The sequence below is a fragment of the Streptomyces sp. NPDC006602 genome (assembly GCF_042870385.1).
Classification (GTDB): Bacteria; Actinomycetota; Actinomycetes; order Streptomycetales; family Streptomycetaceae; genus Streptomyces.
Map to the genome: position 1 here is coordinate 12,316 of NZ_JBIAHG010000020.1, position 19,161 is coordinate 31,476.

16 protein-coding genes are annotated in these 19,161 nt (G+C 70.0%); 9 read left to right on the forward strand and 7 right to left on the reverse strand.

Annotated elements, in window-relative coordinates; all coding sequences use genetic code 11:
- Positions 1-4: 4 nt before the first annotated feature.
- Complete coding sequence (locus tag ACFYO2_RS34545) at positions 5-259, forward strand: hypothetical protein (RefSeq protein WP_388357073.1); 255 nt, start codon at positions 5-7, stop codon at positions 257-259.
- A 124-nt stretch (positions 260-383) separates the two neighbouring features.
- Here ACFYO2_RS34545 and ACFYO2_RS34550 read toward each other — a convergent pair whose 3' ends face one another.
- Positions 384-797 (reverse strand): hypothetical protein, encoded by a 414-nt coding sequence (locus ACFYO2_RS34550; protein WP_388357076.1) that lies wholly within the window; start codon positions 795-797, stop codon positions 384-386.
- Positions 798-1,060: 263 nt separating this feature from the next.
- Between ACFYO2_RS34550 and ACFYO2_RS34555 the strand changes: the two genes are divergently transcribed.
- On the forward strand, positions 1,061-3,343 hold the full coding sequence (locus ACFYO2_RS34555; RefSeq protein ID WP_388357079.1) for a (Fe-S)-binding protein: 2,283 nt from the start codon (positions 1,061-1,063) through the stop codon (positions 3,341-3,343).
- A 125-nt stretch (positions 3,344-3,468) separates the two neighbouring features.
- Here ACFYO2_RS34555 and ACFYO2_RS34560 read toward each other — a convergent pair whose 3' ends face one another.
- The 6 genes from ACFYO2_RS34560 to ACFYO2_RS34585 are packed head-to-tail and all read right to left on the reverse strand — an operon-like array spanning position 3,469 to position 9,428.
- Positions 3,469-4,617 (reverse strand): 2Fe-2S iron-sulfur cluster-binding protein, encoded by a 1,149-nt coding sequence (locus ACFYO2_RS34560; RefSeq protein ID WP_388357081.1) that lies wholly within the window; start codon positions 4,615-4,617, stop codon positions 3,469-3,471.
- Between the two features lie 29 nt (positions 4,618-4,646).
- Positions 4,647-5,147 (reverse strand): 1,2-phenylacetyl-CoA epoxidase subunit PaaD, encoded by a 501-nt coding sequence (gene paaD / locus ACFYO2_RS34565; RefSeq protein WP_388357083.1) that lies wholly within the window; start codon positions 5,145-5,147, stop codon positions 4,647-4,649.
- The gene (gene paaC / locus ACFYO2_RS34570) at positions 5,144-5,935 is read right to left on the reverse strand and encodes a 1,2-phenylacetyl-CoA epoxidase subunit PaaC (RefSeq protein ID WP_388357086.1); all 792 of its coding nucleotides are present in this window, start codon (positions 5,933-5,935) and stop codon (positions 5,144-5,146) included. The genes paaD and paaC overlap by 4 nt, the downstream gene beginning before the upstream one ends.
- Positions 5,925-6,224: a 1,2-phenylacetyl-CoA epoxidase subunit PaaB gene (gene paaB, locus ACFYO2_RS34575; protein WP_388357089.1), complete on the reverse strand. Its 300-nt coding sequence runs from the start codon at positions 6,222-6,224 to the stop codon at positions 5,925-5,927. The genes paaC and paaB overlap by 11 nt, the downstream gene beginning before the upstream one ends.
- The gene (gene paaA, locus ACFYO2_RS34580; RefSeq protein ID WP_388357092.1) at positions 6,224-7,306 is read right to left on the reverse strand and encodes a 1,2-phenylacetyl-CoA epoxidase subunit PaaA; all 1,083 of its coding nucleotides are present in this window, start codon (positions 7,304-7,306) and stop codon (positions 6,224-6,226) included. The genes paaB and paaA overlap by 1 nt, the downstream gene beginning before the upstream one ends.
- A 1-nt stretch (position 7,307) precedes the next feature.
- Entirely contained in the window at positions 7,308-9,428 is a 2,121-nt protein-coding gene (locus tag ACFYO2_RS34585) for an MMPL family transporter (RefSeq protein WP_388357095.1), read from the reverse strand.
- A gap of 384 nt (positions 9,429-9,812) precedes the next feature.
- On the opposite strand from ACFYO2_RS34585, the gene ACFYO2_RS34590 reads away from it, so the two are divergent.
- The 7 genes from ACFYO2_RS34590 to ACFYO2_RS34620 all read left to right on the forward strand — a co-directional run bounded on the left by ACFYO2_RS34590 (position 9,813) and on the right by ACFYO2_RS34620 (position 19,159).
- Positions 9,813-10,877 (forward strand): hypothetical protein, encoded by a 1,065-nt coding sequence (locus ACFYO2_RS34590; RefSeq protein WP_388357098.1) that lies wholly within the window; start codon positions 9,813-9,815, stop codon positions 10,875-10,877.
- A complete protein-coding gene (locus tag ACFYO2_RS34595) occupies positions 10,874-11,116 on the forward strand; it encodes an acyl carrier protein (RefSeq protein WP_388357101.1) in 243 nt (80 codons plus the stop codon). The genes ACFYO2_RS34590 and ACFYO2_RS34595 overlap by 4 nt, the downstream gene beginning before the upstream one ends.
- The gene (locus ACFYO2_RS34600) at positions 11,116-12,660 is read left to right on the forward strand and encodes a class I adenylate-forming enzyme family protein (protein WP_388357104.1); all 1,545 of its coding nucleotides are present in this window, start codon (positions 11,116-11,118) and stop codon (positions 12,658-12,660) included. The genes ACFYO2_RS34595 and ACFYO2_RS34600 overlap by 1 nt, the downstream gene beginning before the upstream one ends.
- Positions 12,661-12,675: 15 nt before the next feature.
- Positions 12,676-13,923, forward strand: a complete 1,248-nt coding sequence (locus ACFYO2_RS34605; protein ID WP_388357107.1) for an alpha/beta fold hydrolase — start codon at positions 12,676-12,678, stop codon at positions 13,921-13,923.
- Positions 13,920-15,125, forward strand: coding sequence for an SDR family oxidoreductase (locus ACFYO2_RS34610; protein ID WP_388357110.1), 1,206 nt, complete (start codon positions 13,920-13,922; stop codon positions 15,123-15,125). Before ACFYO2_RS34605 ends, ACFYO2_RS34610 begins: the two co-directional genes overlap by 4 nt.
- A 139-nt stretch (positions 15,126-15,264) precedes the next feature.
- Positions 15,265-16,857 carry an AMP-binding protein gene (locus ACFYO2_RS34615; protein ID WP_388357113.1) on the forward strand — a complete coding sequence of 531 codons (1,593 nt, stop codon included), beginning with the start codon at positions 15,265-15,267 and terminating at the stop codon, positions 16,855-16,857.
- Between the two features lies 1 nt (position 16,858).
- Entirely contained in the window at positions 16,859-19,159 is a 2,301-nt protein-coding gene (locus tag ACFYO2_RS34620) for an anthranilate synthase component I (RefSeq protein WP_388357116.1), read from the forward strand.
- Positions 19,160-19,161 lie beyond the last annotated feature (2 nt).

Here is a 19,161-nt window from a genome sequence, read left to right on the forward strand (position 1 = left end):
AGGCATGCCCCCTAACGTAAGCAAAACCGACTGCTTCTCAAACACTCCTGCCGGGATAAAACGCTCTTTTAACGCCCCCAGTGCCCGGCGGGCCCACCACCAGTCGGGCGACGCCTACCTGCTGCGCAGCGACCTCACCGCGCACCGCGTCACCCCCCTCGCCCGGTCCGGCGCCCGCCGCACCGTCGTGAACTTCGCCTGCACCGCCCACGATCACCACAGCCCGGCCACCGACTCCGCGCAACGCCTGTACCGCTGACCGACGGTTTCGGCCTCTTCCTGCCGTGCGGTCAGAAGCCGCGGAGGCCGGCGCGCCCGAAGGTTGATGCCGCGCCCGCGGTAGAACTTGCCGATTTCGACGCCGCCTGTCCGGAGCCCTTGTCTCAGCGAAGCGACATCTTGCTCTGGACGTTCGTGATCTTGGAGACGTTCTCCAGCACCTCGTAGAGCTCCGCGGTGGTCCTGGCGAGGTGCTGGATTTGAGCCGTTGCCGGCGCCAGTTCGGAGGTCAGCTCCTGGTTGCGCCGACGGGGCTTCGCGTTCCTGCTGACGAGCCTGTCGTGCTCACTGGGCCCGGGAGCAGGAACGGAGGGGGTGGATCGAAGGATGCCGGGTTCACGAACGATGTCGGGGAGGCGGCGGCGGAACGTGGTGGTGCTCAGGCCGAGCTGACGAACCAGATCCCGGACGCTGGGTTGGGTGTTGGTCTGCCGACAGGTCTCGATCAGCTCCGCCTTTCGCTTGCGGACCAGGGCTTCGGGCAGGTCCGCGGAGATCACCGGTCTGTCTCGGACCAACGAGCTCCGTTGCTCCACGCTGGAAACTCGCCGACATCCTTGCCTGACTCGCGAGTTCGTCGATCTCGGCACGACATCAGCGACGCAGATCACTGCGTGCCCGGGTGTGCCGCCGCCGAGAGGGGCTGTACTCTCGTACCGGCTCAATAAGTTACCGTTCAGTAATGGCCGGGCCGGACGCCCGCCTGTCCTCGCGGGAGCCCACTCGGAGGTTCACACATCTGCGTCCCTCAGCCCCACCGGGACCGGTTCGAGGAGTCCCCATGCAACTCGCCGCGATCGTCGTTTCGCTGACACTCAGCGCGATCGGCATTGCGTTGTTCGTGCGCGCCTTTGTGCATTTCTTCCGCTTCTTCCGGCTGGGTGCGCCGTTGCCGGAGAACGCGAATCGTCTGGACAACCCGTGGCAGCGGAGCGTGACGCTGGTCAAGGAGTTCCTGGGCCATACGCGGATGATGCAGTGGGGACTGGTGGGCTTTGCCCACTGGTTCGTCGCGCTGGGCTTCTACACGCTGTTCCTGACGATCCTCAACGCGTATGGGCAGTTGTTCCAGCCGGACTGGAAGCTGCCGGTCGTCGGTGGCTGGCTGCCGTACGAGATGTACATCGAGTTCATCGGTACCGGCACCACGGTCGGCATCATGATCATGTTCGTGATCCGGCAGCTGAGCCTACCGACCCGGCCGGGCCGCAAGTCCCGCTTCGCGGGATCGAACCGGGCCCACGCCTACTTCGTCGACAGCGTCATCTTCCTCATCGGTCTCTCGGTGATGACGCTGCGCGGCCTGGAAGGCGTACTGCACCACGCGGACTACGGCCCGGACAACTACGTGTCCTACGGCCTGACCCTCCTCTTCGAGGGCGTCAGCCACGCCAATGTGGAGACCCTGGTCTACTTCTTCGCCATGCTCAAGCTGAGCGCGTCCTTCATCTGGATGATCACGGTCAGTCTGAACCTCGACATGAGCATCGCCTGGCACCGCATGCTCGGCTTCCCCAACATCTGGTTCAAGCGGGAATCCTCCGGCCGCACGGCCCTGGGTGCGCTTCAGCCGATGACCTCGGGCGGTAAGCCGATCAACTTCGAGGACCCGGGTGAGGATGACGTCTTCGGTGTCTCCCAGGTCGAGCAGTTCTCCTGGAAGGGCCTGCTGGACTTCTCCACGTGTACGGAGTGCGGGCGTTGCCAGTCGCAGTGCCCGGCGTGGAACACGGGCAAGCCGCTGTCCCCGAAGCTCCTGATCATGTCGCTGCGCGACCACGCGCACGCCAAGGCGCCGTACCTCCTCGCGGGCGGCGGCAAGGACATGGAGGGCAACGAGAAGGCTTCCGCCGAGCAGCTGAAGGACGTCCCCGCGTCCGCCCTCGCCGAGGCCGAGCGCCCGCTGATCGGCACGCTTGAAGAGAACGGTGTCATCGACCCCGACGTCCTGTGGTCCTGCACCAGCTGCGGTGCGTGCGTCGAGCAGTGCCCGGTCGACATCGAGCACATCGACCACATCGTCGACATGCGCCGCTACCAGGTGATGATCGAGAGCGCGTTCCCGTCCGAGGCGGGCACGATGCTCAAGAACCTGGAGAAGAAGGGCAACCCCTGGGGGCTGGCCAAGAAGCAGCGCCTGGAGTGGACCAAGGAGGTCGACTTCGAGATCCCGGTCGTCGGCCGTGACATCGAGGACCTGTCCGAGGTCGACTACCTGTACTGGGTCGGCTGCGCCGGCGCCCTCGAAGACCGCGCCAAGAAGACCACCAAGGCCTTCGCGGAGCTGCTGCACATCGCGGGCGTCAAGTTCGCGATCATGGGCGGCGACGAGAAGTGCACCGGCGACTCGGCCCGCCGCCTCGGCAACGAGCCCCTGTTCCAGGAACTCGGCATGGAGAACGTGGCCTCGCTGAACATGGCGTTCGGCGAGGAGATGGACGACGAGGGCAACACCACCCCCCACTCCAGGAAACCGAAGTCGGCCAAGAAGATCGTCTCCACCTGCCCCCACTGCTTCAACACGATCGCCAACGAGTACCCGCAGCTCGGCGGCGACTACGAAGTCATCCACCACACGCAGCTGCTCCAACACCTCATCGACGAGGGCAAGTTGCTGCCGGTGACGCCGGTCGACGGGCTCATCACCTACCACGACCCGTGCTACCTGGGCCGCCACAACAAGGTCTACACGCCCCCGCGCGAGATCATGTCCGCCGTCCCGGGCCTGCGTCAGCAGGAGATGCACCGCCACAAGGAACGCGGCTTCTGCTGCGGCGCCGGTGGCGCGCGGATGTGGATGGAGGAGCGGATCGGCAAGCGCATCAACAACGAGCGCGTGGACGAGGCTCTGTCGCTCAACCCCGACATCGTCTCCACCGCCTGCCCGTTCTGCCTCGTCATGCTGACCGACTCGGTCAACGGCAAGAAGAACGACGGCCAGGCCAAGGAGTCCGTCCAGGTCGTCGACGTCGCCCAACTGCTCCTCGACTCGGTGAAGACGCCGGCCGAGCCCGCGGGCGAGGCCGAGACCGAGGACGCGCCAGAGCCCGAACCCGCCACATAGCGGGCCGCCGGGGCGCCCCGTTCCAAGAGACAGGGCCGGGACCGCAACTTGCGGTTCCGGCCCTGTCTTTGTGTCTTGTCACTGATCTGCGTGTCGTGCCCTATGTGGCGGCACCCCGCCTGTGCTTACACGTCGAAGTCCAGCCGTACGTGGTCCGACGCCGGACGGGCCTGGCACGGCAGCGTGTAGCCGGCGTCCTGTTCCTCCTGGGTGAGTGCGTAGCGTCGGGCGAGTTCGACCTTGCCGTCGACCACTCGCGCCCGGCACGAGCCGCACAGACCGTCGCGGCACGAGTACGGAGTCTCCGGCCGGTACCGCAGTACTGCCGCGAGGAGCGAGGGGTCTTGTGGGGTCATCTCGGCTTCGGTGCTGCGGCCGTGCAGCCTGGCCGTGATCCGGGCCCCGCCACCGTCGCCCGCAGCCGTGTCTTGGCGGACCGTCCGGTCCTGCGCGTCCGGGTCCGTCGTGAACAGTTCCCGGCGTACGCGGGACGGGGCGGCGCCCAGCTCCCGCAGGACCTCGTCCACCGATTCCACCAGGCCCCACGGACCGCAGAGGTAGAAGTGCGTGCGGGCATCGCCCGGTGCGGCGCCGAGCCCGGTCAGCAGGCACGGCAGCTTCGCGGCGTCGATGCGGCCGGACAGTACCTCCGACTCGCGTTCCTCTCCGGACAGCACGTGCAGGGCGAAGAACCGGCCTGTGTGGCGGTCCTTGAGGTCCGCCACCTCCTCGGCGAGGAGGGTCGAGCGCGCCGTGCGGTTGGCGCAGACGAGCGAGACCTTGCACTGCGGGTCGTCGCGCAGTGCGGAGTCCGCCATGCTCAGCAGCGGGGTGATCCCGCTGCCGCCGCCGATCAGTACGTGGTGCGCTCCGGGCCGGTCCGCGAGCGTGAAACTGCCTTTGGGCGGGCTGGCTTCGAGGGTGTCGCCCACGGTGAGCCGCGTGAGGGCGTACTCACCGAAGCCGCCCGGTCCTAGCTGTTTGACGACGATGCGCAGCGTCCCCGGCATCGCAGAGACGGGTGGTCGGCAGATCGAGTAGCTGCGCCGGATCTCCCGCCCCGCACCCGCGCTGCCGAGATGGTGGCGTACGGCGATGTGCTGGCCGGGACGGTGGGTGAAGGTGGCGGCCAACCCGTCGGGGACCCCGAGGGTGATGGCCACGGCGGTTTCGGTGAGCCGGTCAATACGGCGCACCGGCAGCGCGTGGAAACCGGGCCCGGGCGGGACCGGCTCCGGCGGCCGGTGCCGGTCGGGGCTCTGCGTTCGCTCCATGAGGGTACGGACAGCTCCGTCTCGTGGTGTCATATCGCCTTCATGTGGCCGAAGGTCTCCCGGCAGGAAAGGCACACCAGCAGGGACTGGCAGCGTGTCACCCCGAACGGGCTCTGCGGCCGGGTGGCCGTCGAGCCGCAGTGGGGGCAGGCGACGCCGGTACCGAGCCGCAGGTCCAGCTGCGCGGTCCGGCTGCCCGGTGGTGAGATGCCGTTCTCGGCGAGCTTGCGCCGACCGGCTGTCGTGATCCAGTCGGTGGTCCAGGCAGGTGCGAGGACGGTTCTGACCCGCCCGTCCGGATGCCCGCAGCGGGTGAGTTCGGCCCGGATCTCTGCCACGATGGTGTCCATTGCGGGGCAGCCGGTGTAGGTGGGCGTGACGGTGACCTCCACCGTCCCGTCAGGGCCCGTCGTCACATGACGCACCACACCCAGCTCCCCGAGGGTGATCAACGGCAGCTCCGGGTCCGACACCGCGCCGACTCGCTCCCGTACCTGCTCGGGAGCCAGCCGTTCGCGTCCTGCCGTCACCAGGTGCCTCCGGGGTACTGCCGGTGCACCGCCTGGAGTTCGGCCACCAGCGGCCCGAACCCCTCGGTGTGCAGGCCGTCCCGGCCGCCGCGGGCGTGCCAGGTGGCCTTGGGCAGGGTCAGCCCGGCCCGGGCGAGAACGCCGCCGACGGCCGCGTCCCACTCTGCCCGCAGACCCGCCGGGTCCACGGCGACACCGTCCGCCGCCAGCCGTGCGGTCACGGCGTCCGTCACGAACAGCTCGGCGGTGTACGGCCAGACCTGTTCCAGGCCCGCCTGCATCCGGCGGTGGCTCTCCTCGGTTCCGGTGCCGAGCCGGACCGTCCACTGCTCGGCGTGCACGCAGTGGTAGGCGGACTCTTGGACGGCCTTGCCGGCGAACGCGGCGAGTGCCGGGTCCGCGGATTCGGTGAGTGCGGTGTACAGCAGCCTGGTGTGGTGTGTGAAGCAGAGTTGGCGCGCGAGGGTGAGCGCATAGTCCCCGTTGGGGATCTCCGCGAGCAGCACATTGCGGAACTGCCGCTCGGTGCGGGTGAACGCGAGGGTGTCCTCGTCACCGTGTCCGGTCAGCTCGGCGGAGTACGCGAGCAGGGTGCGGGCATGGCCGAGGAGGTCCAGCGCGATGTTCGACAGTGCCAGGTCCTCCTCGATGGAGGGCGCCCTGGTCACCCAGGCGGAGATCCGCTGGCAGAGGATCAGAGCGTCGTCGCCCAGAGCGAGGGCGTACTGCGCAGTGTTACTTTCCAGCGCGGCGGTGTCGCGCAGCGCGGTCAAGGCATCAGTGGCCATGGTCGCTTCCACCCGCCGGGGCCGCGTACTGCTCGGAGAGCCGGTACGGCTTGCCCGTGCCGTTGCTGAACAGCGGCTCCTTCTCGTCCGGCGCGGTGGCCCGGATGTCCGAGGAGCGGACCACCCAGATCGACGACGGTTCCCCGCGCCGCGTGTACAGATCGCGTGCGTTGGCCATCGCCAGGTCGGCGTCGGCGCCGAGCACCGAGCCGACGTGCTGGTGCCCCAGGCCGCGGCGGGTTCTGACGAAGACCTCCCACGGCGTCTCGGCCCTCGTGCACGTGCTCATTACGGCGTCCCCCTGCCCTGGTCGGTGGCCGGTGCGGTGTGGCCATGGGCCCCCTCGTGCGTGTCCCCCTGCGCCGCGGCCGTGCCATCGGTCTGCTCGGCCTGCGCTGCCTGTTCCGCGCGCCGGGAGGCCGCGACTGCGGCCTCCCGTACCCAGGCGCCGTCCTCGTGCGCGGCGACCCGGTGTGCGAGGCGCTGACGCGCGCACTGGGAGTCGTCCGAGAGCACCTCGCGGTACTGGTCCCAGCTGACGGGCGTGAAGTCGTAATGCCCGTGTTCGGGGTTCCAGGCGATGGCCGGGTCGGGCAGGCTCAGGCCCAGCTCCTCGGCCTGCGGCACGCAGATGTCGACGAACCGCTGGCGCAGCTCGTCGTTGGGGTGCCGCTTGATGCCCCAGGCGATGGCCCGCTTGGTGTGCGCCGCCCCGAAGGCGGCGGCGCGGTCCTTGCCCGCCGGGGTGTCCGGCGGGCCGAACATCAGCGCAACGGCGGGCAGCCACCAGCGGTTCACCGCGTCCTGTGCCATCTGCCGCTGCTCGGGCGTGCCCTGGCACAGCGCGCGCAGGGAATCGAAGCCCTGGCGTACGTGGAAGGTCTCCTCCTGGCAAATGCGCAGCATCGCGCGGGCATACGGCCCGTAGGACGTGCGGCACAGCGGCACCTGGTTGATGACGGCGGCGCCGTCCGTCAGCCAGGCGATGGCCCCAGTGTCCGCCCAGGTGAGCGCCGGGTGGTTGAACGTGCCCGCGTAGCGCTGGCTGCCGCTGTGCAGGGCATCGAGCAGCTCGGCGCGGCTGACGCCGAGGGTCTGCGCCGCCGCGTAGAGGTAGAGCCCGTGCCCCGCCTCGTCCTGCACCTTTGCAAGGAGTATGGCTTTGCGGCGCAGCGAGGGGGCGCGGGCGATCCAGGTGCCCTCCGGCTGCATGCCGATGATCTCCGAGTGGGCGTGCTGGCCGATCTGCCGTACGAGCATGCGCCGGTAGCCGTCCGGCATCCAGTCGTGCGGCTCGACCCGTTCGTCGTTGCGGAGCAGCTCCTCGAAGCGCTCCTCCAGGCGTTCGGCGAGCGCGGTGTCAGCGGTCAAGTCAGGCCTCCCGTCCGGTGCCGACGGACTCACGCCCGGCGCCTGCGGCCGCAGGCGCGGCCTGCTCGTCCCGCTCGTTCAGTCCGCTCAAAAAGCGTGCATGGAACCGGCGCAGCGGACCCGGCGCCCACCAGTTGGCTTTGCCAAACAGCGCCATCAGCGACGGCACCAGGAGTGCGCGTACGAGGGTGGCGTCGATGATGACTGAGACGGCCGTGCCGAAGCCGAGCTGCTTGATGAAGATCAGGCGGGACAGCACCAGCGCACCCATCGGGATGCAGAAGAGCACCGCGGCCAGCGTGACCGTGCGGCCCACCTTCTCCAGACCGATGGCAATGGCCTCGCGGTCCGGCAGACCGTGGTCCACGCCCTCCTTGATGCGGGAGAACAGGAAGACCGTGTAGTCGGTGGACATCGCCAGGGCCACCGCCAGCAGGATGATGAGCATCGTCGGCTGGAGCGCGCCCTGGCCGCTGAAGTCGAAAACACCCTCCAGGTTGCCGTCCTGGAAGACGAAGATGAGCAGGCCGAGGGTGCTGGCGAGGGTGAGCAGGTTGGTGATGACCGCCTTCAGCGGGAGCACCACCGAGCCGGTCATCGCGAAGAGGATGAGCAGCGTGGTGAGCGACATCAGGGCGATGCTCAACGGCAGATGGTCGCCGAGGCTGCTCATCATCGCGTCGTAGAGCGCGGTGTTGCCGGTGGTCACCGTAGGGTACGGGGCGTCCACACCCTGGACCGCATCCAGGGTGTCCTGGGCCTCAAGCGACAACGGTGCGTCCTTGAGAGCCAGTTGGGTCTCCCACATCCCGTCGCCGATCGGGCGGGGCAGCGTCACGGCGGCGACACCGTCGAGCCCTGCGAGCTGCTCACGGTAGGCGGTGAGCTTGGTACCCGCGTCCCCCGGTGCCTCGGAGACGAGGTGGACCGGCGACTGGAGCGAGCCGGGGAAGTCCTTCTCCAGGGTCGCGTACACCCGGCCCGCGTCGGAGTCCGCGGGCATCGAGGCGGAGTCGATGCCGGTGAACTTGGTGCCGAAGGCGGGCAGTGCGAGGACCACGAGCACCGCGCTCGCGGCCACCGCGGCGCTCACCGGGCGGCGCATCACGCCGTGCGAGAAGCGATACCAGCGACCGCCGGACTCGTGGCCCGGGTTCTGCTCCTGCGTGCGCTGCCAGCGCTTGGGCGCCCACTTGTTGATGCGCCCGCCCAGCGCGGTGAGCAGCGCCGGCAGCCCGAGCAGCGCGAAGATCAGCGCACCGACGGAGGTGGCGATACCGGCGATGCCCATCGTGTAGAGGAACCGCTGGGGGAAGACGAGCAGCGAGGCCAGCGCCACGGCGACGGTCAGGCCGCTGAACAGGACGGTGCGGCCGGCCGTGCGCATGGTCCGGCCGACGGCCTCGAGGGCGTCGTGGCCGGCCCGCAGCTCCTCACGGAAGCGGGAGATGATCAGCAGGCTGAAGTCGATGGACAGGCCGATGCCGAGCGCCATCACCAGGTTGAGGGCGAAGATCGAGAGGTCGAGCACGGTCATCACCGTGCCGAGCACGCCCAGCGCCACGGCGATGGAGACGAGGGCGCCGCCCAGCGGGATCAGCGCCGCGATCACGCCGCGGAAGATGAAGAGCAGCAGGATCAGCAGGATCGGGAAGGCCAGCGCCTCGGCCTTGCCGAGGTCCTCGCTGGAGATCGCGCTGGCCTCGACGTTCGAAACGGTCGGGCCGCCGAGGGTGACGCTGTCGCGCAGCTGCTTATCGGCCTCGAGGGTGTCCTGGGTCTCCGTGACGGCCTTGGTGACGGCGCCGCCCGGCGCGAACCCCTTGACGGAGGCGACGAAGTAGGTGCTCCGGCCGTCCTTCCGTACCATCGCGGGGTTCTTGGCCGAGACGAAGTCCGCGACATCCGTGACCTCCGGCCGCTTCTTGATCAGGTCGACCGCGCGCCGCAACTGCGCCGGCCGCTCGGCGGCCTGGGGGTCGACGGGCTCGTCCAGCTCGACGAGGACGACATAGCCCTGTTCGAGGTTGGCTCCGGTGGCCTTCTCCACGTCATCGAGGACCTGGACGGCGGCCGACTCCGAGTCGTCGTAGTCGTCCACGCCCATAGTCATGGACTTCATCTGAGATCCGCCGCCAGTCAGACAGACGAGCGCGAGAAGTCCGACCGTCCAGAGCAGACGCCGCGGCCCCTTCTCCAGCAGGTGCAACAGCCTTTCAAACACTTCGCAAACTCCCTTTCGCGGGGGTGGCGTGACAGGGCTGAGGGCGTGACACCCCCGTGGGTGATGAGGTCGAGGACCGACCGCGCAATCCACGGCAGGGCTATGGGGTACGCCACACCGTCTTTTCCGACGGGTGAGGGATTGCCGGGGCGGTGTGCCGGACTCTCTTGTTGTGCGTGCCGCTTCGGCGCGCAGCCCCGTGCCGCTCCCACACCGCCCAAGCGCCCCGCTGCGCGCTTGCGGCCCTTGTCTGCCCCGCCCACCAGGAAGGACCGCGCCACCATGTCTTCTGACGTCCGCACACGCGCTGCCGCGCCGCCCCCGGAAGGGGACGACGGTGCGGACCCCGCGCTGCGGCCCTGGCTGTCGGCCCTGCGCGAGCTCGTGCCGATGCCGGGCCGGTTCCGGGAGCTGCGGGTGGGCCGGGACGAGGCGCGGGCCCTGCTCGGCTGCAAGGACGACCTCCTCGACCGGCTCGCGGCGGGCGGCCTCGCCCACCAGGGTTCCGGCGCCGGACTCCGCTTCGACTACCACGACTTGGCGAACACGGCCCTCTACTCCGGTGCCACCACCAGCGTTCCACTGGCCGGGCAGCGGATGATGCTCCGGTTCGCCTCGGGCACCCCCGACACCTGGACCCCGCCGCGCCACTGGACGCTGGACTGGCGACTGCGCTGCCGCGAACCCCAGTGCCCCGGCGGCACCTGGCGGATCGCGCTGCCCACGCCCGAGGTGTTCGGCGGCAGCATCGACGCGCTGGAGTGCGAGCAGCCTGCTGTGCGCGAGGACGGCGAACTCGTCGTGCAGAACGCCGCGGCGCTGCGCCTGACCGGCCGGGTCACCACCTCCGGGTGGCGCGCCCCGCTGCTCTCGGCCACGGCCCGGCGCCACTTCGACGCGCTGGTGGGCGAGTTGCGCAACGGCCCCTACCGCTTCCAGTGGATGCACCCGCGGCTGCGCACCGACCCGGCCGAGACGAAACGGCTAGGGATCATGGACTGCACGGTCTGCTCCCTGGAACTCCAGCGCAGGGCGGAGGCGGACGGGCTCATCACCCGTACCCGCCGCGGCCGCTACCTGGGGGTCCTCGACGCCGAGCACGCCTGGTGCGAAGTACGCGACGACGACGGCGTGTTCAAGCCCGTCGACCCGGTCTTCGCGGTCCTCTCCGAGCGGCACCGGTCGCCCCACGAGGAGTTCTCAGATTTCTGCGCCGGCTCCGTCCCGAGCCGGTTTCTGCCCTGGTCCGTGCCGGCCGGCGGTGCGCTGGCCGTGCACGACTGCCCCGTCGGCGACGGGTCCTGGGACAACACATTCAGTGGCACCACAACGAAAGGCAACGCATGAGCACCGTACGGGAGATGCTCGTCGAACTGACCGGCATGACGGAGTTCGGCGGCGAGATCACCGACGACGCCAACCTCAGTGCGAGCGGCGTCGACTCGGGTGACCTGGTCCGCCTGGTCCTGCTCATCGAGGAGCGCACCGGCGTGGAGGTCACCGCGGAGGACATGGACGGCCTGTCCTCCATCTCCGACTACGAGCGCATGATCGCCGCGCGCCGTACGGCAGAGGGCGCCGCCTGATGTGGCTCAGCCAGCTCCTGCACCGCAACCAGCAGTGCTTCGGGCACCGCACGGCGCTGATCGACTCCGAACGCTCTGTGACCTGGTCCGAGTTGGAAGAGCGGACGACAAGGCTCGCCCGCGGTCTCGCGGCACGCGGCGTCTCCATGGGTGACCGGGTCGCCCTCCTTTCCGTGGACCGCATCGAGGTCATCGAGTCGTACTTCGCGTTGGCCAAGCTCGGCGCACTGTTCGTGCCGCTGAATCACAGCCTCACGGCGACCGAGGTGACCGGCATGGTGCGGCGCACCGGAGTCAGCGTGATCCTCGGTGAGGCCGCGCTGCTGGAGCGCCACCCCGGACTGCCAGTGCGGCTGCGCCTCGCGGTGGACGGCCCGGAGTACGCAGAGCTAACCGCCCCACAGGCCCAGGGCACCGGCGCTGCGCAGGACGCGGAGGACGCAGACGCCTTCCGGCTCCCGGACGTGGCCGACAGCGACCTCGCCGCGATCCTGCACACCTCAGCCACCACCGGGCAGGCCAAGGGCGTCACCGTCGACCACGCCTCGTTCCGCGGCATCTCGCTCGGCTGGCTCGCCGCGGCGGCGCCGGCCGACGACATGGTGCTGGTCAACTGCTGCCCGCTCTACCACGGCAGCATGACGGTCACCCTCACCTACATGGCGGCGGGCGCCACCGTCGTGGTGCTGCCGGGCTTCACGCCGCAGCGGGCGCTCGCGGCGATGGAGCGGCACCGTGCCACGCACGTCTGGCTCGTCCCGCAGATGCTCCGCTTCCTGCTGCAGAGCAAGGGCATGGCGAGCACCGACCTCGGCTCCCTGCGCGAGGTGATGTACGGGGCCGCGCCGATGCCCGCCGAGCTGCACGCCGAGGCCGCCAAGCGGCTCGACTGCGGCTTCCGGCAGGTGTACGGCATGACCGAGGTGGGCGGCCCGTTCGCCACCCTCGGCCCGCACGACCACCTCGCCGTCGGCACCGACGCCCCGCTGCCCGCGGGACGGGTCATCCCCGGCATGTCGGTACGGGTTCTCGACGAGGCGGGCGAAGAACTGCCGCGCGGCACCGTCGGCGAGGTCACCGTACGCGGCCCCGGACTGATGCGCGGTTACTGGAACAACCCGGCCGCCACCGCGGAGATCACCGTCGACGGCTGGATACGCACCGGTGACCTCGGTCTCCTCGACGAAACGGGGCTCATCCACCTCGTCGACCGGCGCAAGGACCTGATCCTGCGCGCCGGACAGAACGTCTACCCCGCCGAGATCGAGCGCGCGCTGCTCACGCACCCGCTGGTGCGCGACGCGGCCGTGGTCGGTGTCCCGGATGCCGACTACGGCGAGGTGCCGAAGGCGTACGTCGTCACCGGCCCCGCCGAGGCGGAAGACACCAAGGCCGACGGCGCACCGACCGTCACCCGGGCCGAGCTGATGGCCCACCTCGCCGAGCGCCTCGCGCCGTACAAACGCCCCCGGCATCTGGAGTTCATCGACCAGGTGCCCCGTAGCCCCGCCGGAAAGATCCTCAAAAGGCTGCTGCGCACCTGAGCCGGAAGGAAGACCATGACCAGCGCACCGACGCTCGACCTGCGCTATACCGCGGAGCGCACGCTCCGCGTCTCGGACGACACCGAGCTCTACTACGAGATCCAGGGAGACGAGGGCCCGCACCTCACCCTGGTGAACAACTTCTTCATCATCGCGCCGATGTGGCGCAACTTCACCGCCGAACTGGCCAAGCGGAACCGGGTCCTCACCTACGACCTGCGCAACCAGGGCGCCTCCTCGGTCTCCCCGGACATGACCTGGGACGACCACGTCGAGGACCTGCGGCTGCTGCTCGACGGCCTCGGTATCGAGCGTACCCACCTGCTCGGCACCTCCGCCTCCGGCTTCATCTGCCGGGACTTCGCTGCCCGTTACCCGGAGCGCGTGGACGGGCTGATCCTCACCGGCCCGTCCTGCACGCCCTCGGACGGCATCCGGCGCCGGGCCACCGAGCGCGCCTGCATCAACTCCCTTGAGCTGGGCGGCACGCAGGCCCTCTGGGACCACCTGTACTCGGTCGTCTTCAGCGAGGCGGCGATGCGCGAGATGGGTGCCACCGGCTACCTCGGACTGCGGTCGGCGTTCACGGCCATCCACCCGCCGGACCCGATGCTCACCAACCTCAAGTGCGCCACCCAGGTCACCGACGGGCCGGAACTCCTTGCCGCCATCAAGCAGCCGACGCTGCTACTTCTCGGTGACAAGGACGATATGTGGAACGAGAAGCTCGGCGCGGAGGCCGGGCGGCTCATCGAGGACTCCGAGGTCGAGTGGATGCACGACGTCGGCCACCTCCCGTACATGGAGGACGGCGACGGCTTCCAGGCCCGGGTCCAAAGCTTCCTCGACTCGCTCCTGGCCCGCGAGACGGCCGTGGCCCCGCAGACCGGTGACGGCCAGGCCGCGGGCTCAGCCGGCGGCCCCGCCGCCGAGGACGCGGCCGGGGGCGACGCTGCCGCACCGGCCGTCGCCTCCGAGGGCGACGACGCGCTGCTCGCCGCACTCTGCACGCTACTGCGCGAGGTCGTCGCCGACCGGGCCGACCTGCCCGGGACGGGCCTCGCCGAGACCTCTTTGAACAGCATCGGTCTGGAGTCCTGGGCATTCACCCTGCTCCTGGGCCGGATCGAGGAGGAGCTGTCCGTCGAGTGGGACATGGACGTCCCGCCGGAGGTCTTCGAAAGCCTCAGCTCCATCGCAGCCCACCTGCTCGCCCACCACAGCCCCACCCTGCCCAACACCTGCCAGGAGGCCACACAGTGACCGCCACCACCACTCCCGCCGTACACGTCATCACCGGAGCGACCGGCTTCGTCGGCGGCGCCGTCGCGCTGGAACTGCTCCAGCAGACCTCCGACCGTCTGGTGTGCCTGGTGCGCGGCGGCGACGACGAGGCCGCGACCCGTCGCCTGCACGACGCCCTCGGCCACGCGGCCGAGATGTACGGCGTCCCCGGTCTGCTGCCCTCGATCCTGGAGCGCACCAGGGCCGTCGCCGGGGACATGACGGACGGGGCTTTGCCCGAGTCCGCCGACCGGTTCCTCACCGCCGCGGGAGGCGACGCGCCCGGCACGTTCTGGCACGTCGCCGCCTCCCTCAAGTACGAGGACCGGCACGCCGACGAGATCAACCTGATGAACGTGACCGGCACGCGCAATGTGCTGGCGCTCGCCAAAACCCTCGGCGAGCCGGTGTTCAACCACGTCAGCACCGCCTACGTGGCGGGCAGGCGCACCGGCTTGATGCGCGAGGAGTTCCCCGGCAACACCGACTCGGCCAACAACGTTTACGAGGCCACCAAGACCATCGGCGAGCAGGAGGTCGCGGGCTCCGGCCTGCCGTGGCGTGTGCTGCGCCCGTCGATCGTCATCGGGCACTCCGCCACCGGCGCCGCCACCAGCTTCACCGGCATGTACGGCTTCGTCTCGTCCGCACTGCGCTTCCGCCGCGCCGTGGAGAAGGAGTTCGGCAACCTGCTCCAGCACCGGCAGGTGCCGATCATCGCCGACCCGGACATCGAGTGCGACCTCGTCCCCGTCGACCTGGTGGCCAGGAACGCCGTCACCATCGGCCGTGAGGGCGCGCTGAGCACCGTCTACCACCTCAACAACGGCGGTTCACCGAAGGTCGGCGAGGTCATCGAGGAGGTCTTCGCACTCGCCGGACTGCGCAAGCCCCGCTTCGTCTCCAACCGGGGGCTGCTCACCGCGATCGACCTGAAGCTCGACGCAGGCATCCAGTTCTACGCCTCATACATGATCAACGGGAAGCGCTTCGACCAGACGAACACCGAGTCCGTCTGCGGCGAGGGTGCCCAGCGCTTCGGCCTGGACCGTGCGGAGGTCCGCCGCTTCGTGCAGTGGTATCTGGACCGCATCGAGTCCGACGGCCGCAGCTCGGCCCCTGCCCGTGCCGCCTTCGCCTTCCAGCGCGCGCGCCAACTGGCCACCACCACTGGCGGCTGATCAGCTGCCCGCGCCGCCGGCGTCCCCCACCGCCGTCGGCGCCCGGTGCCCGCACGCCGCCGTACGCCGCCGTACGCCCACCACCCACGTCCGAGACGCCCGCACCGTCTCCAGTCCCCTCCAGGAGAGGAGACCGCACATGAACCTGCCCGACGATCTGCCTAAGCCCGGGAAGCTGTTCACCCTGGGTCTGATCACCCAGCAGGCCGCGAAGAAGTACCCCGACTCACTGTTCTACCTGGACCGGCCCTTCGACCTCGCGCCCGGTCTCGGCCTGCGGCCGACCTACGCACAGGTCGCCGAGCTCGTCGAGGACACGGCCGCCCGGCTGTACGCCGCCGGTGTGCGCCCCGGGGACACCGTGGCAGTCTTCAAGAGCCACAACGCCGACATTCTCTTCCTCGCCTGCGCCATCGGCCGGGTCGGCGCGGTCCCCGCGATGCTCGCGCCCTTCCTGGAGTGGCCGACTGTGGTGACGATGATGAGCCGGCTCAAGCCGGACCACTTCCTCACCGACCCGGCCACCCGGGCGCGCGCCGGGGAGCACTTCGAGGCGCTGCGCGAGCACGCGCCGTCCGTCCTGCTCACGCACGGCGAGCCGACCGGGCTGCCTTCGCTGGCCGCCACCGTGCCGGGCGAGGCCCCGCCGTACCCGGACATCCCGCACGACTCGCCCGCGCTGATCACACACACCTCCGGCACCACCGGGGTGCCCAAGCTGGTCGCCGCCGCGCGACGCGGCACGCAGTTGCCCATCAACACTCAGGCGCAGATGGCGAAGCTGCTGCGGTACCGCGAGACCTTCGCCATGTGCATCTCGTTCGTGCACGCACGCACCTACGCGGCGCTGGCCACCGCGCTCCAGCTCGGCATCGGCATCGCGCCGCTCGCGGACGCGGACGTGGACAGCGTGCGCAAGGTGCTCTCCGAGTGCCGCCCGGGCTGCGTGGAGGCCCACCCCAACATGTACCTGCACTGGGAGGAGCTGGTCGGCATCCCGGACGGCCCCTTCGAGCGGGTACGCATCTTCATGAGCACCTTCGACGCCATCCACCCGCGCAGCATCCGCACTCTGCTCGGGGCGAGCAAGCGGCGCTCCCCGCTGTTCATCCAGACCTACGGGCAGACCGAGACCGGCCCGGTCACCATGCGGATCTACACCCGCCGCAACATCCGCAAGGCGGACGGCCGTTGTGTCGGCTTCGTCTTCCCCGGCATGACCAAGGCCCGGATCCGGCCCCGCCCGCAGGACGAGGGCACCCGCAACGGCTACATCCAGGCCAAGTCCTCCGGTGTCGCCCTCACCTACGTCGGCCAGCAGGAGCTGTACGACGAGCGGCGCGAGGACGACTGGTGGAACCTCCAGGACATCGGTTACAAGACCCGCTGGGGCTGTGTGCACCTGATGGACCGAGAGTTCGACCAGACGGACGGCCTGGAGAGCCTGCTGGCCGCCGAGGACTACCTCATCGAGGCGCTCCCGGACCTGACCGAGGCCGTCTTCGTCCGGGTCGGCGACACCGTACGGCCCGTGGTGAGCACCCGCCGGGACCTGCCGCTGGACCGCGCCGCCTGGAAGGCTGCCGTCGCGCACCTGCCCGAGCTGCCGGAGCCGGTGCACCTGGCCTGGGAGCACATGCCGCACACCGCCACCTGGAAGGTAAAGCGGAACGTACTCGCCGCCGGCCTGACGGACGGTTCGATCCCGGCTCTGGACGGGGTGCTGAACTGAGATGACCACCCACCCCCTGCCCGTTCCGCTCCTCCGGGAGTGGACCACTGGCGCCGGGGTGCGCGTCGAGCGCGCCCGTACCGCCGTCGACGGCGAGTCCGCCATGCGGGAGCTGGAGAGCGCACTGGACACCCGCAGGGGTGCCGTCCTGCGCTCCGACTACGAATCCCCCGACCGCTACCGGCGGCACGCCGTCGGCTACATCGACCCGCCCGTCGAGATCCTGCTGCGCGGGCTGCGCACGGTGGAGGTCCGTGCGCTCAACGCACGCGGCGAGGTGCTGCTGCCGGTGCTGCTCACGGCGGCACAACGGGCCCTGCGTGAAGTCCGCGAACTCACTTCCCCCGGCGGGCCCGCCGGGGACCGGGGGTTCACCGGACTGGTGCGCACCACGCCCGGCCAGGACAGGTTCAGCGAGGAGGACCGGTCGCGACGGCCGGGCGCCTTCGACTTCGTCCGCGCCGTACGCGACGCACTGTCCGGCCCCGCAGGGGACTTCCTCGGTCTCTACGGCGCCTTCGGCTACGACCTCGTGCTCGCCTTCGACCCCGTGCCGCTGCGGCAGCCCGGGCGCTCGGACCACGACCGCGATCTGGTGCTGCACCTGCCGGACGAGGTGACCATCACCGACCCGGTGGCGGGAACCGCCTGGCGGCACAGTTACGAGTTCACGGCCCAGGGCCGGAGCACGCACGGACTGCCGCGGACCACACCCGCGCAGCCATTCCGTGCCGGGAGCCCCACGGACGGCCCCTTCGACGACCACGCCCCGGGCGAGTACGCCACCCTGGTGGACGCCGCACGTGAACGGTTCCGCGCGGGCGACCTGTTCGAGGTGGTGGCCAGCCGTACCTTCGACCGGCCCGTGCCCTGCCCGCCCTCGGAGCTGTTCCGGGCACTGCGCACCCGCAACCCCTCGCCGTACCAGATGCTGATGAACCTCGGCGAGGGCGAGCACCTGGTGGGCACTTCACCGGAGATGTTCGTCCGAGTGCACGCGCGGCACACGGCCGACGGCACCGGCTGGCGTGTGGAGTCGGCGCCCGTCAGCGGCACCGCGGCCCGCGGCCGCGATGCCCTTGAGGACGCCGAACAGATCAAGGCCCTGCTCGCCTCCGAGAAGGAGGAGGCGGAGCTGACCATGTGCACGGACGTGGACCGCAACGACAAGTCCCGGGTATGCGAGCCCGGCACCGTCCGCGTCATCGGGCGCCGTCAGCTCGAGATGTACTCGACGCTGATCCACACCGTCGACCACGTCGAGGGTGTGCTGCGGCCGGAGCGGGACGCGCTGGACGCCTTCCTCAGCCACATGTGGGCGGTGACGGTCACCGGCGCACCCAAGCACGCGGCCGTCGCCTTCCTGGAGGAGCACGAGCGCTCCCCACGCCGCTGGTACGGCGGTGCCGTCGGCCGCATCGGCTTCGACGGCACCCTGGACACCGGCCTCACCCTGCGCACTGTGCAACTGCGTGACGGCCGCGCCCGGGTACGTACCGGGGCGACACTGCTCTACGACTCGGTGCCCGAGACCGAGGAGCAGGAGACCGAACTCAAGGCGAAGGCGCTCCTCGACGTGCTCGCCACCATGTCTGGCTCCGGGGCGCCCCGCGTCTGCCTTACGGCCAGTGAGCCCGGCACGGTGGCTGCCGCGGCGGGCGTGGACGGCTCCGCGTACACCCCGCGGGTGCTGCTTGTGGACCACCAGGACTCCTTCGTGCACACGCTGGCCGGCTACCTCCGGCAGGCGGGCGCCCGCGTCTCGACCTACCGCAGCGGTTTCGACAAGTCCCTTGTGGCGGACGTCGATCCCGACCTGCTGGTCCTCTCGCCAGGGCCCGGCCGCCCCGAGGACCACGACACGGCAGGCACCCTGCGCATCGCCGAGGATCACGGCATCCCGGTGTTCGGCGTCTGCCTCGGCATGCAGGCCATCGTGGAGTACCTGGGCGGGCGGCTCGCAGTGCTCGACCGCCCCTTCCACGGAAAGCCGTCGTTGGTCTCGGTGGTAGACGGTGGCGGGGAACTGCTGCACGGTCTGCCACCGCGGTTCACCGCCGGCCGCTACCACTCTCTGTACGCCGATGCCGAGGCCCTGCCGCCCGGTCTGCGGGTCACCGCCCGCTGCCCGGACGGGGTGGCCATGGCCGTCGAGCACGAGACCCGGCCGCTGGCGGGCGTGCAGTTCCACCCCGAGTCCCTGATGACGCAGTTCGACGACCACGGACAGCTGCTGATCGCCAATGTCCTTGCGCGACTCGCACGGCGGCCGCAGCCCGTCGGCAGCGTGCCCCGTGTGTGATG

What these genes read in the sequence shown, in the direction of transcription:
- ACFYO2_RS34545 (WP_388357073.1), top strand. Translation starts at nt 5, where the DNA reads ATGCCCCCTAACGTAAGCAAAACCGACTGCTTCTCAAACACTCCTGCC.
- ACFYO2_RS34555 (WP_388357079.1), top strand. Translation starts at nt 1,061, where the DNA reads ATGCAACTCGCCGCGATCGTCGTTTCGCTGACACTCAGCGCGATCGGC.
- ACFYO2_RS34560 (WP_388357081.1), bottom strand. Translation starts at nt 4,617, where the DNA reads ATGGAGCGAACGCAGAGCCCCGACCGGCACCGGCCGCCGGAGCCGGTC.
- paaC (WP_388357086.1), bottom strand. Translation starts at nt 5,935, where the DNA reads ATGGCCACTGATGCCTTGACCGCGCTGCGCGACACCGCCGCGCTGGAA.
- paaB (WP_388357089.1), bottom strand. Translation starts at nt 6,224, where the DNA reads ATGAGCACGTGCACGAGGGCCGAGACGCCGTGGGAGGTCTTCGTCAGA.
- ACFYO2_RS34585 (WP_388357095.1), bottom strand. Translation starts at nt 9,428, where the DNA reads ATGAAGTCCATGACTATGGGCGTGGACGACTACGACGACTCGGAGTCG.
- ACFYO2_RS34590 (WP_388357098.1), top strand. Translation starts at nt 9,813, where the DNA reads ATGTCTTCTGACGTCCGCACACGCGCTGCCGCGCCGCCCCCGGAAGGG.
- ACFYO2_RS34595 (WP_388357101.1), top strand. Translation starts at nt 10,874, where the DNA reads ATGAGCACCGTACGGGAGATGCTCGTCGAACTGACCGGCATGACGGAG.
- ACFYO2_RS34600 (WP_388357104.1), top strand. Translation starts at nt 11,116, where the DNA reads ATGTGGCTCAGCCAGCTCCTGCACCGCAACCAGCAGTGCTTCGGGCAC.
- ACFYO2_RS34605 (WP_388357107.1), top strand. Translation starts at nt 12,676, where the DNA reads ATGACCAGCGCACCGACGCTCGACCTGCGCTATACCGCGGAGCGCACG.
- ACFYO2_RS34615 (WP_388357113.1), top strand. Translation starts at nt 15,265, where the DNA reads ATGAACCTGCCCGACGATCTGCCTAAGCCCGGGAAGCTGTTCACCCTG.
- ACFYO2_RS34620 (WP_388357116.1), top strand. Translation starts at nt 16,859, where the DNA reads ATGACCACCCACCCCCTGCCCGTTCCGCTCCTCCGGGAGTGGACCACT.